This window comes from Amycolatopsis nalaikhensis, assembly GCF_030264295.1.
Taxonomy (GTDB): Bacteria; Actinomycetota; Actinomycetes; order Mycobacteriales; family Pseudonocardiaceae; genus Amycolatopsis; species Amycolatopsis nalaikhensis.
Genome location: NZ_CP127173.1, coordinates 3,567,071 through 3,581,800, shown reverse-complemented (window position 1 = coordinate 3,581,800; position 14,730 = coordinate 3,567,071). Strand labels below are relative to the sequence as shown.

22 protein-coding genes are annotated in these 14,730 nt (G+C 71.6%); 7 read left to right on the top strand and 15 right to left on the bottom strand.

Annotated features, from left to right (window positions below; translation table 11 throughout):
- The first annotated feature begins 70 nt into the window (after positions 1-70).
- Positions 71-652, top strand: coding sequence for a TetR/AcrR family transcriptional regulator (locus QP939_RS17815; protein WP_285457906.1), 582 nt, complete (start codon positions 71-73; stop codon positions 650-652).
- Positions 653-928: 276 nt separating this feature from the next.
- Here QP939_RS17815 and QP939_RS17810 read toward each other — a convergent pair whose 3' ends face one another.
- Positions 929-1,312, bottom strand: coding sequence for a PPOX class F420-dependent oxidoreductase (locus QP939_RS17810; protein WP_285457905.1), 384 nt, complete (start codon positions 1,310-1,312; stop codon positions 929-931).
- Between the two features lie 28 nt (positions 1,313-1,340).
- A complete protein-coding gene (locus QP939_RS17805) occupies positions 1,341-1,928 on the bottom strand; it encodes a dihydrofolate reductase family protein (protein WP_285457904.1) in 588 nt (195 codons plus the stop codon).
- Positions 1,929-2,017: 89 nt separating this feature from the next.
- Between QP939_RS17805 and QP939_RS17800 the strand changes: the two genes are divergently transcribed.
- Positions 2,018-2,473 (top strand): winged helix-turn-helix transcriptional regulator, encoded by a 456-nt coding sequence (locus tag QP939_RS17800; RefSeq protein WP_285457903.1) that lies wholly within the window; start codon positions 2,018-2,020, stop codon positions 2,471-2,473.
- A 4-nt stretch (positions 2,474-2,477) separates the two neighbouring features.
- Here QP939_RS17800 and QP939_RS17795 read toward each other — a convergent pair whose 3' ends face one another.
- A complete protein-coding gene (locus QP939_RS17795) occupies positions 2,478-2,924 on the bottom strand; it encodes a MarR family winged helix-turn-helix transcriptional regulator (protein WP_285457902.1) in 447 nt (148 codons plus the stop codon).
- A gap of 49 nt (positions 2,925-2,973) precedes the next feature.
- Between QP939_RS17795 and QP939_RS17790 the strand changes: the two genes are divergently transcribed.
- Positions 2,974-3,441, top strand: coding sequence for a DUF1579 family protein (locus QP939_RS17790; protein ID WP_285457901.1), 468 nt, complete (start codon positions 2,974-2,976; stop codon positions 3,439-3,441).
- Between the two features lie 346 nt (positions 3,442-3,787).
- Entirely contained in the window at positions 3,788-5,704 is a 1,917-nt protein-coding gene (locus tag QP939_RS17785; RefSeq protein ID WP_285457900.1) for an ABC transporter ATP-binding protein, read from the top strand.
- 4 nt (positions 5,705-5,708) lie between these two features.
- Here QP939_RS17785 and QP939_RS17780 read toward each other — a convergent pair whose 3' ends face one another.
- Together QP939_RS17780 and QP939_RS17775 are read right to left on the bottom strand one after the other, a co-directional pair.
- Complete coding sequence (locus tag QP939_RS17780; RefSeq protein ID WP_285457899.1) at positions 5,709-6,464, bottom strand: 2-keto-4-pentenoate hydratase; 756 nt, start codon at positions 6,462-6,464, stop codon at positions 5,709-5,711.
- Entirely contained in the window at positions 6,461-7,258 is a 798-nt protein-coding gene (locus QP939_RS17775) for a 2-keto-4-pentenoate hydratase (RefSeq protein ID WP_285457898.1), read from the bottom strand. Before QP939_RS17775 ends, QP939_RS17780 begins: the two co-directional genes overlap by 4 nt.
- Positions 7,259-7,397: 139 nt before the next feature.
- On the opposite strand from QP939_RS17775, the gene QP939_RS17770 reads away from it, so the two are divergent.
- The 3 genes from QP939_RS17770 to QP939_RS17760 are packed head-to-tail and all read left to right on the top strand — an operon-like array spanning position 7,398 to position 8,955.
- On the top strand, positions 7,398-7,901 hold the full coding sequence (locus tag QP939_RS17770; RefSeq protein ID WP_285457897.1) for a VOC family protein: 504 nt from the start codon (positions 7,398-7,400) through the stop codon (positions 7,899-7,901).
- Positions 7,902-7,957: 56 nt separating this feature from the next.
- Positions 7,958-8,530 carry a hypothetical protein gene (locus QP939_RS17765; RefSeq protein WP_285457896.1) on the top strand — a complete coding sequence of 191 codons (573 nt, stop codon included), beginning with the start codon at positions 7,958-7,960 and terminating at the stop codon, positions 8,528-8,530.
- 23 nt (positions 8,531-8,553) lie between these two features.
- Entirely contained in the window at positions 8,554-8,955 is a 402-nt protein-coding gene (locus QP939_RS17760) for a CoA-binding protein (RefSeq protein ID WP_285457895.1), read from the top strand.
- A gap of 60 nt (positions 8,956-9,015) precedes the next feature.
- On the opposite strand, the gene QP939_RS17755 is transcribed toward QP939_RS17760, so the two are convergent.
- The 10 genes from QP939_RS17755 to QP939_RS17710 all read right to left on the bottom strand — a co-directional run bounded on the left by QP939_RS17755 (position 9,016) and on the right by QP939_RS17710 (position 14,656).
- Complete coding sequence (locus QP939_RS17755) at positions 9,016-9,393, bottom strand: hypothetical protein (RefSeq protein WP_285457894.1); 378 nt, start codon at positions 9,391-9,393, stop codon at positions 9,016-9,018.
- Entirely contained in the window at positions 9,390-9,704 is a 315-nt protein-coding gene (gvpJ, locus tag QP939_RS17750) for a gas vesicle protein GvpJ (protein WP_285457893.1), read from the bottom strand. The genes QP939_RS17755 and gvpJ (QP939_RS17750) overlap by 4 nt, the downstream gene beginning before the upstream one ends.
- Positions 9,705-9,926, bottom strand: coding sequence for a gas vesicle protein K (locus QP939_RS17745; RefSeq protein ID WP_285457892.1), 222 nt, complete (start codon positions 9,924-9,926; stop codon positions 9,705-9,707).
- Positions 9,923-10,072: a gas vesicle protein GvpJ gene (gvpJ, locus tag QP939_RS17740; protein ID WP_285457891.1), complete on the bottom strand. Its 150-nt coding sequence runs from the start codon at positions 10,070-10,072 to the stop codon at positions 9,923-9,925. The genes QP939_RS17745 and gvpJ (QP939_RS17740) overlap by 4 nt, the downstream gene beginning before the upstream one ends.
- Positions 10,065-10,793, bottom strand: a complete 729-nt coding sequence (locus tag QP939_RS17735; RefSeq protein WP_285457890.1) for a GvpL/GvpF family gas vesicle protein — start codon at positions 10,791-10,793, stop codon at positions 10,065-10,067. The genes gvpJ (QP939_RS17740) and QP939_RS17735 overlap by 8 nt, the downstream gene beginning before the upstream one ends.
- Complete coding sequence (locus tag QP939_RS17730; protein WP_352252659.1) at positions 10,790-11,053, bottom strand: gas vesicle protein; 264 nt, start codon at positions 11,051-11,053, stop codon at positions 10,790-10,792. The genes QP939_RS17735 and QP939_RS17730 overlap by 4 nt, the downstream gene beginning before the upstream one ends.
- 40 nt (positions 11,054-11,093) lie before the next feature.
- Entirely contained in the window at positions 11,094-11,423 is a 330-nt protein-coding gene (gvpO, locus tag QP939_RS17725) for a gas vesicle protein GvpO (RefSeq protein WP_285457888.1), read from the bottom strand.
- A gap of 184 nt (positions 11,424-11,607) precedes the next feature.
- Positions 11,608-12,288 carry a response regulator transcription factor gene (locus tag QP939_RS17720; RefSeq protein WP_285457887.1) on the bottom strand — a complete coding sequence of 227 codons (681 nt, stop codon included), beginning with the start codon at positions 12,286-12,288 and terminating at the stop codon, positions 11,608-11,610.
- Positions 12,288-13,676 carry a sensor histidine kinase gene (locus QP939_RS17715; protein ID WP_285457885.1) on the bottom strand — a complete coding sequence of 463 codons (1,389 nt, stop codon included), beginning with the start codon at positions 13,674-13,676 and terminating at the stop codon, positions 12,288-12,290. The genes QP939_RS17720 and QP939_RS17715 overlap by 1 nt, the downstream gene beginning before the upstream one ends.
- Before the next feature lie 101 nt (positions 13,677-13,777).
- Positions 13,778-14,656: a transposase family protein gene (locus QP939_RS17710; protein WP_285449446.1), complete on the bottom strand. Its 879-nt coding sequence runs from the start codon at positions 14,654-14,656 to the stop codon at positions 13,778-13,780.
- Positions 14,657-14,730: the final 74 nt, after the last annotated feature.

Sequence of the window (14,730 nt, the reverse complement as noted above, 5' to 3'; positions counted from 1 at the left end):
CGCCACTCTACCTGGCATCGGGTAGTGAAAGTTATGGTTCCGTGATAGCTTCTGCCGTAGGCTCGGGATCATGACGCGGGCCAGGGGTACCGACCGCCGGGCGAGCATCGTCCGGGCGGCGTTCGAGGTGATCGCCGAGCGCGGCTACCGCGGCACGTCACTGGCGGCGGTCGCCGACCGCGTCGGCCTGACCCAGCAGGGCTTGATGCACTACTTCCCGACGAAGGAGGACTTGCTGACGGCGGTGCTGGAGACCCGCGACGAGTGGGACCTGCTGCACTTCGGCCACGCCCCACCGGGCGACGAGTCGTCGATGACGGTGAACCAGCTGGCCGACCTGGTCGACTACAACGCGACGAGGCCGGGGATCGTCCAGACGTACACGGTGCTGTCGGCGGACAGCGTCACGGAGGACCACCCGGCGCGCGAGTACTTCCACGACCGGTACGCCCGGGTGCGGGCGGGCATGACCCAGATGCTCGAACGCCACCGCGACGAGCTGCCCCCGGGGACAACGCCGGAACAGCTGGCCCCGATCGCGATCGCGGTACTGGACGGGCTGCAGCTGCAGTGGCTCCTCGACCCGGCGGAAGTCGACATGCCCGCGGGGTTCCGCACGTTCCTGACGGCGTTGGGCATCAAGCCGGACTGACCCGCAGCCTCGAAAACCGGCTCCGCGCGGCCCGCGCCGCGCGCGATCGGCCTCGCGGCCCGCCCCCCGCGCGCGCGATCGGGTCGACCGCACCGGGCCGAGCAGCTCGCCGGGCGCGCGGCCGCCTCGAGCCAGCCCATCCCAGCTCGATGAGCGCGACGCCCGCCATCTCGGCCGGCGACGCAGCCGTCCGGCCCATCCCGCGCTCGATGCCCCGCCACCCGGTCGGCCCACCCGGGCCGAGCAGCCCGCCGGGCGCGCGAGCCGCCGCAGGCCTCAGCCCATCCCCACGCTCTGCCGCTCCGGCTCGATCAACGCCACCACCCGCTCCTGGTCCCGCGAGTACGGCGAGCCGATGTACTTGTTCGCGATCCGGTCGACGATCGCCCATGCGGCGTCCCCATCGACCCACTCCACCACGCGGCCGCGGATGATCACCGGCTCGAACGGGTTGTCCAGCGGGGTCAGCGACAGCGCCACCCGCGGGTCGCGGCGCAGGTTGCGGGCCTTGCGCGAACCCGGGCCCGTGATGATGGCGATCCGGTCGCCTTCCGGGTCGACCCAGACCGGGACCGAGTGGGGCCCGCCGTCCGGCAGCACCGTGGCGAGGTGGCCGACCGCGGTGGTCTCGAGCACTCGGCGGACGTCGGCTTCGATCATCGTTTCAGCTCCTTGCGAGAGAGGGATTTCAGGCGACTGCGTAGTGGAGGTGGGTGACACCGGGCGCGGGGACGGCTTCGACGAGACGCACCCGCACGTGCGAAGGCAGCTCCTGGAAGAACGGGCGGCCCCCGCCGAGCAGGATCGGGACCTGGTGCACCACGAACTCGTCGACCAGCCCCTCCCGCAGCGCCGAGGTCAGGGCGCCGCCGCCCATGACGGCGACATCCTTGTCGCCCGCGGCCTCCTTCGCCAGGGCGATCGCTTCCTTGATGTCGCCCACCAGCGTCTGGCGCTCGGTCAGCTCGGGCGCGGGCCGGGTGCTGAGCAGGAACAACGGCGCCGTCGGGTGCGGGCTGCCGCCGCCGAAGTGCTCCGAATCCTCGTACGTCTTGCGGCCCGCCACGACGGCTCCGATGCGTCCGGCCAGCTCGTCGAACACCCGCGCGCTCGGCTCGCTGAGGTGGAAGAAGTCGAAGACCCGGCTTTGCGTGTCTCCGCCGGAGTACCAGTCGAAGAGCGTGCCGCCGTCGCCGAGCCCGCGGCCCGGGCCGGCGTCGCGGCCGGTGATGTAGCCGTCGACCGAGACCGCGTGGGCGCTGATGACCTTGCTCATCGCCATATCCTTTCGGAGTTCCTTGAGGAGACTTCAGAACCGTAGCAGGCAGAGTTCCTTAAGGGAACCCCGAGTGCTAATCTGGCCTCATGCAGCGCACGAACTTCAGCGAGCTGGCCGCGTGCTCGATCGCGCGCACGCTCGACGTCATCGGAGAGCCCTGGTCGCCCTTGATCCTGCGCGACGTCTGGGCCGGGTTCAGCCGGTTCGAGCAGCTCCAGGCGGACCTCGGCATCTCGCGCAAGGTCCTCACCGAGCGGCTCAACCACCTGGTCGACGCCGGGGTGCTCGACCGCCGTCCGTACGACAAGCGGCCCCGCTACGAGTACGTCCTCACCGAAAAGGGCACCGAGCTGGTCGACATGCTCATGGCCATGACCCGCTGGGGCGACAAGTGGCTGGCGGGCGAGGCGGGCCCGCCGGTCCTCTACCGCCACCACGCGTGCGGCGAGATCAGCCGGGTCGAGCTGACGTGCGCGCACTGCGGCGAGCCCATGCACGCGGGCGACGTCGACCTGCTCCCCGGCCCCGGCGCGGCCCGCTGACCGATCACCGCAGCCGCGGCTGGGCCACAACCTCCCGCAGACGCCGCAACGTGCGCAGCGTCGTCTCCAGATCCTCCTGCGACACCTCGGCGGCGACGTCCTCGGCCCATTCGACCTGCGCCGAACCCAGCGCGCGCAGCGCTTCCTTCGCCCGCCGCGTCAACGTCAACACCGGCGCTCGCGCGTCGGCCGGGTTCGGGACGCGGTCGAGCATTCCGTTGCGCAGCAAGCGGTTCACCGTCTCCTGCACGCTCTGCCGACGCAGGCCGCGGCGGCGCGCCACCTCCGCGGCGGTCGCCGGACCGTCTTCGAGGAAGCCGAGCACCTGCCACTGGGCCGCCGTCAGCCCGACCGGCTCCGTCAGCGCGTCGCCCGCCGCGAGGAAGCCGCCGTTGCAGGCGAAGACCGCGTCGATCACCCGGGTGAACGTCTCGGCTCGATGGGACCGCATGCGTGCTAGTCTCGCACATCGACAGGTACCTGTCGAAATGGAGACGACCATGGACATGCCCAGCCTCGGCCCCGCCCACGACGCGCTCAAGGCCTTCGTCGGCGACTGGACCGGGACCGAAGAGCTCGCCGCTTCGCCGTGGGCGCCGGCCTCGACCGCGCGCGCCGACTGCGCGTACCGCTTGGCGCTCAACGGTTTCGCGCTGCTCCAGGACTACCGGCAGCGCCGCGAGGACGGCACGGAGTTCCTGGGGCACAACGTCTTCACCGCCGACCCGCGGACCGGCGAGACGCTCTGGTACGGCTTCGACAGCTACGGCTTCCCGCCCGAGTCACCAGCCCGCGGCGGCTGGGACGGCGGCACGCTCGTCCTGGCGAAGGAGACCGCCCGCGGCGTCGCCCGCCACCGCCTCACCCCCGACGGCGACACCCTGACGCACGAAATCGACGTCCGGCTCGGCGAAGACGACGAATTCAGCCCATTTCTGCGTGCTCGCTACACCCGCGAAAACGGGTAGGAGGAAACAGGCGACGCCCCTCCCCCCTTACTTGAGGACGTCACCTGTTTCCGGTCCCTGCCACCACTTCCGCGGACCAGCCGACCCGGGCGGTCCAGCGGTGGGCCCATTAAACAACAATTACTAGTTATTCGCCTCGCCCCGTTTCGGGGCCGTGGTGCGAGTGTGTCCCCGATACCGCCGGAGGCCCAGGGAAAACGATTACTTTCACCCGAACGGCCTAGCTCCGCGGGCCGGTTACCGGGACGTCCGTGATCAGCGCGGCCCGGAATTGTCGGACCCCCGGAGTACACAGGAACGCGTGCCAAGACCTCCGGACCCGCCCCCGCTGATCGGGGTGGAGAACATGAAGATGCCCGAGTGGGCGCGCGTCGACGAACGCGTGGCCGCCGCGGGCTTCGGCCAGGCCGTGCGTGCGCTGCCGACCGCGGTCGCCGTCGTGCTGCGGCTGGCGTGGCGCACGTCGCCGCGGCTCACGCTGCTGGCCGCCGTCGTGCACGTCGTCTCGGGCTCCGTCACGGCGTTCGGGCTGCTCGCCACCGCGAACGTCTTCACCGCGCTGCTCGAACAGGGCCCGACGCCGGAGCGGGTGCTGCAGTCGCTGCCCGCGATCGCGGTGGTCACGGGGTCGTACGCGGCGCGCGCGTTGCTGGACGCGGCGGTCGCCGCCGTCGAGGGCACGCTGCGGCCCCGCGTCACCGCGGCGGCGGACGACGAGGTGACGGCGGCAGTCGTGCGCGTCGGCCTGATCGCCTTCGAGGACGCGGACTTCCGGGAGCTGTCCCGCCAGGGCGCCCGGTTCGGCGTCCGGGCCATCGAAACGAGCCTGCGGCGGATGGCCGACCTGACCTCGTCGCTGATCTCGCTGGCGGCGGCGATGCTCACCGCGGCGCTGCTGAACCCGTGGCTGGCGCCGGTGCTGCTGCTCGCCGCGGCGGCGGACGGCTGGGCCGCCGCGCGCGTCGCGAAGCTGAACTACCGGCACTTCCTGGACACCGTCGGGCGCAACATCCGCAAGTCGATCGTCGAAGAGGTGGCCACCTGGCGCTCGATGGCCCTCGAACGGCACGCGCTGACGCTGCAGGAACCGCTGCTCGGCGAGTACCGCCGGATCGCGCGCAGCCTGACGCGGGAGGAGGTCCGGCTGGCGCACCGCAGCAACCTGGTGCGCACGACCGGCCGGGCGGCGGCGGGACTCGGCACGGCCGTCGCGTTCCTGGTGCTCGGCTGGCTGCTCTACACCGGCGGGATGGAGCTGGCGCTGGCGGGCACGGCGGTGCTGGCGATGCGCACGGCGTCGACGGCGCTGTCCAACACCATGCGCGCGGTCAACACGCTGTACGAGGACTCGTTCTACATCGGGTTCTACCGCCAGCTGCTGGTGGAGTCGCGGAAGCGGCAGCCACCGGCGACAGCGGTGAAGGCGCCGTCCGATCCGGCCGAGATCCGGCTGGACGGCGTGAGCTTCACCTACCCGGGCCAGAAAAGGCCGGCGCTGCGGGACATTTCGGTGACGATCCGGCGCGGCGAGGTGGTCGCCCTCGTCGGCGAGAACGGGTCGGGCAAGACCACCCTGGGCAAGCTGCTGACCGGGCTCTACCCGCCGGACGAGGGCACGGTGCACTGGGACGACGTCGACCTCGCGCACGCCGACCCGGCCTCGGTGCACGCGAACATCGCGGTGATCGCCCAGGAACCCGCGGAGTGGCCGATGACGGCGGCGACGAACGTGACAGTGGGCCGCCTCGGCCGCGCGGACCCGGACCGGCGGGCGTGGCGCGAGGCGGTCGACTCCTCGGGTGCGGCCGAGGTGATCGACTCCTTGCCGGACAAGGAGAACACGGTGCTGTCGAAGAAGTTCGACGAGGGCCAGGACCTGTCGGGCGGCCAGTGGCAGCGCATGGGCATCGCCCGCGGCATCTACCGCGACGCGTCGGTGCTGGTGGCCGACGAGCCGACGGCGGCGCTCGACGCCCGCGCGGAAGCCCGGGTGTTCGCGGGGCTCCAGCACGCGAGCACCTCGGACCGCGGCCGCCGCACGACGGTCCTGGTGACCCACCGGCTGGCGAACATCCGCTCGGCGGACCGGATCCTGGTGCTGGAGAAGGGCAGGCTGATCGAGGAGGGCACGCACGAGGAGCTGGTCCGCGCGGGCGGGGTGTACCACGAGCTGTACGAGATCCAGGCGCGCGCGTACCGGCACGCCGAGGTCCCGGAGCCACGCGCCAGCCCGGCGCCGGAAACCCCGACGGCGTCGCCGTGACGGCTCAGCCCGAGAGCGTCACCGAGCCCAGGTGGGAGAAGTGCGCCGCGACCCGCGAACCACTGCGGAGCGGAACGGCGTCCGTCATGCCACCGGTCAGGACCAGCCACCCCGGCTCCAACGCCAGGCCCCGCGCGCCCAGCGCGTTCGCCGCCAAGGCGAGGGCCTCCGCCGGGTGGCCCTGGACCGCCGCGCCGGTCGCCGTGTCGACGATCTGGCCGTCGACCTCCAGCAGCGTCGCCTCCAGCGACAGGTCCAAAGTGGACGGCGGCAGCCCGACCGGGCCGACGCCGAAGTACGCCGAGGAGGCGTTGTCCGCGATGACGTCCGGGAGCGTGAAGCGGTAGTCTGCGTAGCGGCTGTCGATGATCTCGATGCCGCCGTACACGCGGTCGACCGCGGCCAGTGCCGTCGCCGCCGTGACGCCCGGGCCCGCCAGGCGGCGGCCCAGTACGAACACCAGCTCCGGTTCGGCGCGGGGGTGGATCAACGGCGGCACCGGCGCGCCCGCCGGCAGCACCATCGCGTCGGTGAGCCACGCCAGCAGCGGCGCGTCGATGCCCATGCGCTCCTGCTTCGCCCGCGACGTCAGCCCGAGCTTGACGCCGATGAGCGTCTCGCCGCGGGCGCGCCGTTGCCGCAGGGCCTCGTCCTGGATCGCGTACGCCGTGTCGACGTCGAGCTCGGGCCAGGACTCTGTGAGCGGGGCCCGCTCCGAGACCGTGCCCAGCAGGGACGCGGCCGCTTCACGCACGTTCATGATTCCTCCGCGGGGGCGAACACGGCGGTGACGCTGCCGATGCCCGCGATGGTCGCGACGATCGTGTCCCCCGGCGAAACCGGGATCGCGCGGGTCATCGACCCGGGCAGCACGACGTGCCCCGGCTCGAGCGTGACCCCGAGCGGGCCGACCGTGTTGGCCAGCCACACCAGCGAGTTCAGCGGCGACCCGAGCACCGCGCCGCCCGCGCCGGTCGCCGCCACCGCTCCGTTCTGGTACAGGACGCAGCCCGCCAGCCGCAGGTCGGTGGCCGACAACGCGGTCGGGCTGCTGCCCAGCACCACCCCGCCGGACGACGCGTTGTCCGCGATCGTGTCGAACAGGGAGATCTTCCAGTCCTGGATGCGGGAGTCGACGATCTCCAGCGACGGCAGCACGAAGTCGACCGCCCGAACGGCGTCGGCGACCGTGACGCCGGGGCCGCGCAGGGCCGAGCCGAGCACGAACGCGATCTCCGGCTCGATCCGCGGCTGCAGGAACGCCGTCGTCGGGATCGGCTGGTGCTCCAGGTGGAACATGCTGCCGGTGAGGTGCCCGTAGTCGGGCTGGTCGACGCCCATCTGCCGCTGCATCGCCGCCGACGCGAGGCCGACCTTGTGCCCGCGGACGGCGTCGCCGCCCTCGACCCAGTGCCGGACCTGCTCCTGCTGGATGCGGTAGGCGTCCTCGACGCCCGCGTCCGGGTAGGTCTTGATCAACGGCTCGATCGGGTCCCGCGTCGCGTAGGCCCGCGCCAGTGCGGCGGCGGCCTCCTGCACCTTGCTGACGTCCACGCCCCGGACTCTGCCCTGCGCGCAGCCCGCACACAAGCCGCCGCGTTCCGTCCAGCGGAACTCTCGCTAGGCAATCTCTTGCGCGCGAGAGAAATGGAGCGTAGTTTGGAGAGCACCACCAGGAAGGGACGTGAGGGACATGGCACCGACCCAGGCCGAGGTCACCAAGCTCGCCGAGATCCGCGACCAGCTGCGCGAGCGCCACCTGCGCCCGGCCGCCGAACGCCCGGCGACGAACGGGCGCGGCATCCACCACACCGCGCTGATCTCCAGCGACGTCGAGCGGACGATCGAGTTCTACCAGGACATCCTGGGCTTCCCGCTCACCGAGCTGATCGAGAACCGCGACTACCCCGGCTCCAGCCACTTCTTCTTCGACGTCGGCAACGGCAACGCCGTCGCGTTCTTCGACCTGCCGGGGCTGGACCTCGGCCCGTACGCGGAAGTCCTCGGTGGACTGCACCACCTGGCGCTGTCCGTCACGCCCGAACGGTGGAGCGCCATCAAGGACAAGCTCGACGAAGCCGGCGTGAAGTACCTGCTGGAGAGCAAGACCTCCATCTACCTGTCCGACCCGGACGGTGCCCGCGTCGAGCTGATCTCCGACCCGCTCGGCGAGATGTACGGCGAGAAGATCGGCTGAAACCGTGGTCCGGACGTCGCGTGCCGTTTAGCCTGTGCGCGACGTCTGGAGGTTCGATGTCCGATTGGTCGCTCTCCCGCGCCAAAGCGCGGCTCGATCACCGCGAGAAGCTCGACGAGCTCACCGCGCGCACGCGCTTCGAGGTGCGGCTGCACCTGAACGAGCCGGCGACGAACGGCGCCTACGATGAGCTGACGAGCATCTTCGCGATCGGGCACGGCGAGTGCGCCGCGCTGCTGGCGCACCACCGCGTGCTGCCGTGGTGGGAGCGCTCGCTGCTGTTCCGGTACGCGCGGCGCATGCACGGCAAGGCGATCACGCGCAGTGTCGGCGTGGTGCCCGCGGAGGTCGCCCCGCAGGCGGCTCGCGCCTTCGGGGCCGAAATCGCCGAGCTGGCGCCGGACTCCGGTGACACGGGCGCGAAGTACGACCTCCAGGGCCGCGGGCTGCTGACCGTGTTCCGGATCGCCGTCGGCGCCAAGGGCGAGCTGTGGCCGGACCGCCACGAGGTGGCGACGACGTCCGCCCGCAACATCCTGACCTGCGCCGCGACGTTCGCCCGCCGGAAGCCGTGGCATGTGCTCTGGCCCGTCTACCGCGTCCGCGGCCTGCGGCTCTGGAAGCTTTGACGCGCACCGGGCGTTCCACCGGTATGAACGCAGAGGAAATCCTCGAAGGCGCCAAGACCATCGCCGTGGTCGGCCTGAGCCGCGATCCGGCCAAGGCCGCGCACGGCGTGCCCGCCGTCCTGCAGGCGCACGGCTTCCGCATCATCCCGGTGCACCCGTCCGCGACCGAGCTGCTCGGCGAGAAGGTCTACCGGTCCTTGAAGGACATCCCGGAGCCGGTCGACCTGGTCGACGTGTTCCGGCCGGCCGCTGAGGCGCCGGGCATCGCCCGCGACGCCGTCGAGATCGGCGCGAAGGCGTTGTGGCTGCAGCAGGGCATCGTGTCGCCCGAAGCCCGGCGGATCGCCGAAGAAGGCGGGCTCGAGTACGTCGAGAACCGCTGCACCGCGGTGGTTCGCGCGACGGCGGCGATCTCGAAGAACTGAGCCGAGCCGCTCATGGTCGAAATGTCCGCTACGCTCCCCCTCATGCCCGAACGGACCTGGTCACCCGATCCCGACGCACCCGCGATCGAGTACCGAACCGGGAGATGGGCGTTCGTCGGCGGGCTGGTCATGTGCCTTATCTTCGGGGCAGCCGCCATTTTCCCGGAAGCCGGGACCCCGTCGGCGTCGTCGAAAGACCTTCCGCCGACCGCCGCGTCGTTCCTCTTCGGTGCGCTCGCGCTGGGCGGCGTGCTGGTCATGATCGGCTTCTTCCCCCGCACGCATCGTTTCGTCGTCGACGAACGGGGCCTGTGGTGGCGCGCCGGTCGCAAATCCGACCTGATCGCGTGGGACGAGGTGCGTGCCGTGCGCGGCCGGGAACCGCGCCCGCCGGTCAAGGATGACCCGAACTCGAAGGCGGTGGTGCTGCAGCGTCACGGCTGTTCGGCGGGGACGGCGGGCTCGACCGGCACCGCGACCGCGGGCGTCGGCGGTGGTGGCGGGATCAGGCCGGTGGTCTGGCCGAGGCCCTGCGAAATCTGCCCGGGCGCGGGCGAGGCCTGCAGCCGTTGCATCGCTTCGAGGTAGCGGATGTAGGTGTCGACGCTGGCGATGACGATCCGCGCTTCGATCGCCAGCAGCTCGATCCCGATCACCGACACCCGCACCGAGGCGTCGATCACGAGTCCCTTGTCCAGCAGGATGTCGAGCGTGTCGGCGAGGCCGCCGGTCTGTCCCGGTCTGGTCACCTAGGTCCTTTCGTCGAGGGCCGCGCGGAGTTCGGCGAACTGCCGCTCCAGCGCGATCAGGGCCTGGCCGAGGTCTTCGACCTGGGCCGGGGTGAGGGTTCCGGCGTCGAGCCGGCGCAACGCCTGGCGTTCGAGGACCTCGCGGAGGATGTCGAGCACGGTGACGACCAGGTGGCCGAGCCCGCGCCCGGCGTCGGCGGGGATCCGGACGGGCTCGCTCACCCTTCGAGCCCGAGCAGCAGCAACCGCAGGTCGAGCCGGACGAGGTCGATGCCGGCGAGGGAGATGACCACGTCGCCGGTCACGACGGCGCCGCGGTGCACCACGCGGTCGAGCAGGTCGGCGACGGCCTCGGCGGCGTCAGGCATCGGCGGCCGCCCCCAGCTCGACGTCGGTGAACGAGTACGGCGGCCACGGCCCGGACGTCTCGACCGTCGCGCCCGCTTCGCGCAGCTCGCGCGCGAACCACTCGAACTCGGCGTGGAACGCCGCCTCCCGCCCGGTCTCGACCAGGTAGGCCGTGTTGACCAGGACACCGTGCGGCCGGGCCCGGCCGACGTGGTCGGTGGCGTGGCGGCGCAAGGCTTCTTCGAGCCGCCCGGCGGCGCCGACGACGTCTTCGCGCGCGCGTTGGATCGCCTTCAGCCGCTCGCGGCGGCGGACGAGGTACTGCGTGCCGGTCAGGCCCGCGGTGTCCGGCCGGGTGGTCGACGCGGGTTCGGCGTGCCGCACGCGGACGCCCCACTCGCGGTGCCCGTCGACCTCGTCGAGGCAGTCGCGGGCCTGGTCGTAGGCCGCCTCCAGGAGCCGCCGGGCGGCGGCTTCGCCGTCGAGGATCGTGCCGAACCGCAGCGGCAGCACGGGTTCTCGCCGGAACACCGCGCGCACCACGGCGTCGTGCTCGCGGGCCAGCTCGGCGAGCGCGCTGTCGACCGGGTCGAGCGTGTCGATCCGGTCGAAGCGGGCCGGTGCCGCCTCGGCGACGACCACGCCGAGGTCGCGGTAGCCGATCAGCCGCGGCGACGGCTCGACGTCCCATGTGGACGGACGGTTGCGGGTGATCGCGTACGCGCAGAGCCAGTCGCTCACCGCTTTTCCCCCGTTCCGCCCGGCACAGCCAGCCGGGCTTCCAATTCGGCGACGCGCGCCGCCAGTTCGTCGCGCTGGGCGTTCGGCGCGAAGAACGGGTCGTTCGTCCACCAGTCCATGCCCATTTCCCGGGCCGTCTGCGCGGACGCGATGAACAGCCGGATCCGCAGAGTCAGCAATTCGACGTCGACGACGCTGACGCCGATGTCACCGGCTATCACCACGCCCTTGTCGAGCACGCGTTCCAGAATGTCCGCCAATGAATCGGACGAAGCGGCCAATCGTGTGTCAACCAACCTTTCAGGAGTCGGTGGCGCCCCGGGTGAACCGCCGCAGCCGCTCGCACGCGCCGAGCTCGCCGTCCGCGCCGATGTCCACCCGGTAGGTGGCCATGACGCTGGTCGAGTCGGGGATCCGAGCCAGCTCGACGACGTCGACGAGCACGGACCAGCCGCCGTCGGCGCGGGTGCGGACCCCGGTCACGGCGTGCGGGGTCAGCCCCGTGACCACGCCGAACTGCGTCCTCGCCGCGTGAATGGCGTCGGCGGCGCGGAGCGGGGAAACGGATTTCTCAGCGGCCTCCGGAGTATTGTCGCTGGGGGCAAGGAATGTTTCCGGCGATTCCGTCATCGCTTTCCTCGTCGCGGGTGGGTGCCCACCGTAGCAACGGGCACAACCACGCGCAGACGGGCGGCGGTACGGTATTTTTCACCGGTTCGCGGGAACGGCTGGGCAACTTGCGGCAACCGGCGGCGGCGAATGGCGCAACGCCGGGACACCCAGCGGGACCAATTTCCGGATTTCCCTCGTCAGATCACGATCGGGTAACGTCCACGAGGCGGTACCCGACACCCCGGACCGTCTCGATCGTGCGGGTGCCGAACGGCACGTCGATCTTGCGCCGCAGGTACCCGATGTACACTTCGACGACGTTCTCGTCGCCGTCGTAGTGCGCGTCCCAGACGTGGCCGAGGATCTCGTTCTTCGTCAGCGCGGTGCCCGCGCGGCGCAGCAGGAACTCCAGCAACCCGAACTCCCGCGCGGTCAGCTCGATCCGTTGTTGTCCTCTGTGGACGGTCCGGGCGGACGGGTCGAGCCGCAGGTCGCCCGCCTCCAGCACGGCGGGGCGAGCCGGGGCGCCGCGGCGCAGCAGGGCCCGCAGCCGGGCGATCAGCACGACGAAGGAGAACGGCTTGGACAGGTAGTCGTCGGCGCCGAGGTCGAAGGCGTCGGCTTCGTCGTACTCGCCGTCCTTCGCGGTGAGCATCAGCACCGGCGTCCAGTTTTCCGCCGCCCGCAAGCGTTTGAGCACTTCGTAGCCGGACAGCTCGGGCAGCATGATGTCGAGCACCACGACGTCGTACTCCTGCTCGGTCGCCCGCCAGAGGCCGTCGCGCCCGGTATGCGCGACGTCGACGGTGAAGCCCTCGGCGACCAGTCCGCGCCGCAGCGTCTCCGCGAACTCGCGCTCGTCTTCCACGATCAGCAGGCGCACTACTCCTCCTCCGGCAGGTCGAGCACGGGCAGTTCGAGCACGAACCGCGCGCCCGGCTCGTCGGACTCGGCGTAGCGGGCGCTGCCGCCGTGGCGTGCCGCGATCCCGGCCACGATCGGCAGGCCGAGCCCGGTGCCGCCGTGGCCGCGCTGGCGGGACGCGTCGAGCCGGACGAACCGTTCGAAGATCCGGTCGCGGTCGGCTTCGCCGACGCCGGGCCCGTCGTCGCTGACCTCGACCACCGCGAGGTCGCCGCGCACGGAGCTGGTGACGCGGATGCGCGAGCGGGCGTGCCCGCGCGCGTTGTCGACCAGGTTCCGCACCGCCCGCCGCAGCTGGGCCTCGCTGCCGCGCACCTTCGCGGGACCGGCGCGGACCTCGACGTCCAGCGCACACTCGCCGCGGACGCGTTCGGCTTCGGCGCGGACGATGTCGTCGAGGTCGACCTCGGTGCGCGACGGGCGGTCGGTCGTGTCGTCGGTGCGGGCCAGCATGAGCAGGTCGTCGACGAGCTCGCGCAGCCGCGCGGTTTCGCGGCCGATCACCGGCACCAGGTCGCCGGTGCTTTCCGGGTGCCGCCCGGAGACGTCGAGGGCGGTGCTGATCGTCGAGAGCGGCGACCGGAGTTCATGACTGGCGTCCGCGACGAACCGGCGTTGCGCGGCTTGCGCGGACGCGAGCCGGGAGAGCATTTCGTTGAGCGTCACGGCGAGCCGGTGCACCTCGTCCCCGCCCGGCGGCAGCGGGACGCGGGCGGCGAGGTCGCGCGTCGAGATCTCCGCGACGGTCCGGCGCATCCGCTCCACCGGCCGCAGCGCGGAGCCGACCGCGCGGTAGACGGCCAGCCCGGAGATCGCCAGCAGCGGCACGGCGATCAGCCCGAGCAGCAGCGTCAGCCGGGTCGACGCCTCGGTCACTGGCTCGAGCGAGCGCGCGGAGATCACGGTGTAGGGCCCGCCCGGCCCGTTGACCTCCTGGGAGACGACGCGGTAGTCGTCGCTGTCGCCGTTGAGCCCGAGCGGGAGGGTCTCGATGGTCTCGTGGCCGACGCTCGGCCGGGCGGCGGTCAGCGGCGGGTGCCCGACGATGGCGGGGTCGCTCGCGATCGGCACGCCGCGGGCGTTCAGGACCTGGGTGACGGCCTCGGTGTCGCCGGTGCTGGCGACATCGCTCGCGCTGAGGTCGCGCGCGCCTTCGCGGACGAGCTGGATGGCGACCTGGCGGCCGGTGCTGCGGGCACTCTCGGTGACGCTGCGGTCGAGAGACTCTTCGAGCAGCAGCACGACAACCACCCCGGCGGCGGCGATGGCCAGCGCGAGCGCGAACACCGCCACGGCGGTGGTGCGCATCCGAACCCCGGTCGCGGCGATCACCTTGCCCAGCTTCACCAACGCAGCGTAACCGCGGCCGCGAGCCCCAAGCGCCCCAATGGGGTTGTTTCATCGTGGTTTGGGCTGGTCACGGCGGGGGGACCGGGTGTGGTACCAGCTCAGGGCTGCGGGTCTCGGACGCTCTGCTCGTGCTGGGTGAGCACGAGCAGAGCGCGTAGCAGGGTGGTGGCGTGGCGGGTGTCGAGACGGAGTTTGTCGAGGATGTGCCAGTGTTTGAGGGCGGCGAATCCGCCTTCCACCGCGCACCGCATCGCCGCGAACGCGGCGTTGGCCTGTTTCTGGGCCTTGGTCAGCGGTCGGCGGGCTTCGGCTTTGTAAGGGGTGAGCACGACCTGCTCGCAGGGACCTGCGCAGACCGGGCAGTCGCGGGTGGCGCGGACGTCTTTGTGCCAGCCGTGGAACCCTTTGTCCCCGGCCGGGGTCAGGCCGTGGGCGTGCAGGTGCTGGCGGATGCGAAGCCGGCGGGCGGCGGTGATGTCGGCGGTCCTGCCCGGCAGCGCTGCCGAGACCCATAGCAGCCGGCCCTGCTCGTCGGTCAGCCCGAGCGTGACCAGGCCGTGCTGTTTGTGTTTGCCGCTGTAGTTGGCCCGGTTGGCGCGTCCGGTGCGGCGCCGGGTCCGGATCAGGGTGCCGTCCACCAGCACTACCGACCCGCCTCGCGCGACCAGCCGCCGCAGGACGCGGTCCAGTCGCGTGGCGCGGGCGGCGAGCAGGCCGATGACTTCCAGCACCCAGCGGCGCACCGTGGACGCGGATACGCTCAGGCCGCCGCCGATGTGGGCCAGGCGCGGGTCGTGGCGCAGCACCGCCAGTACCGCTAGTGCCTGCTCAGCGGGGGTGGCTTTGCGCCATCGTGACCGCAGCCGGGATCGGCGGGTGCGGATGAGCCCGGCGACCAGTTGCAGGGTTTGCCGCGAGAGCGGAAGGGTGACCTGGTAGGAAAGAGGACCGAAGCCCTCGGCGGGTGATTGACTCACATCTCGATCTTGCCGAGGGCTTCACCTATGTCCAGGCTCGCCGCGCTGGTCCGGGCACCACTTCTTACCGTCAC

Coding starts and splice junctions, on each gene's coding strand:
- QP939_RS17815 (WP_285457906.1), top strand. CDS start 71: ATGACGCGGGCCAGGGGTACCGACCGCCGGGCGAGCATCGTCCGGGCG.
- QP939_RS17810 (WP_285457905.1), bottom strand. CDS start 1,312: ATGATCGAAGCCGACGTCCGCCGAGTGCTCGAGACCACCGCGGTCGGC.
- QP939_RS17805 (WP_285457904.1), bottom strand. CDS start 1,928: ATGAGCAAGGTCATCAGCGCCCACGCGGTCTCGGTCGACGGCTACATC.
- QP939_RS17800 (WP_285457903.1), top strand. CDS start 2,018: ATGCAGCGCACGAACTTCAGCGAGCTGGCCGCGTGCTCGATCGCGCGC.
- QP939_RS17795 (WP_285457902.1), bottom strand. CDS start 2,924: ATGCGGTCCCATCGAGCCGAGACGTTCACCCGGGTGATCGACGCGGTC.
- QP939_RS17790 (WP_285457901.1), top strand. CDS start 2,974: ATGGACATGCCCAGCCTCGGCCCCGCCCACGACGCGCTCAAGGCCTTC.
- QP939_RS17785 (WP_285457900.1), top strand. CDS start 3,788: ATGAAGATGCCCGAGTGGGCGCGCGTCGACGAACGCGTGGCCGCCGCG.
- QP939_RS17780 (WP_285457899.1), bottom strand. CDS start 6,464: ATGAACGTGCGTGAAGCGGCCGCGTCCCTGCTGGGCACGGTCTCGGAG.
- QP939_RS17770 (WP_285457897.1), top strand. CDS start 7,398: ATGGCACCGACCCAGGCCGAGGTCACCAAGCTCGCCGAGATCCGCGAC.
- QP939_RS17765 (WP_285457896.1), top strand. CDS start 7,958: ATGTCCGATTGGTCGCTCTCCCGCGCCAAAGCGCGGCTCGATCACCGC.
- QP939_RS17760 (WP_285457895.1), top strand. CDS start 8,554: ATGAACGCAGAGGAAATCCTCGAAGGCGCCAAGACCATCGCCGTGGTC.
- gvpJ (WP_285457891.1), bottom strand. CDS start 10,072: ATGCCTGACGCCGCCGAGGCCGTCGCCGACCTGCTCGACCGCGTGGTG.
- gvpO (WP_285457888.1), bottom strand. CDS start 11,423: ATGACGGAATCGCCGGAAACATTCCTTGCCCCCAGCGACAATACTCCG.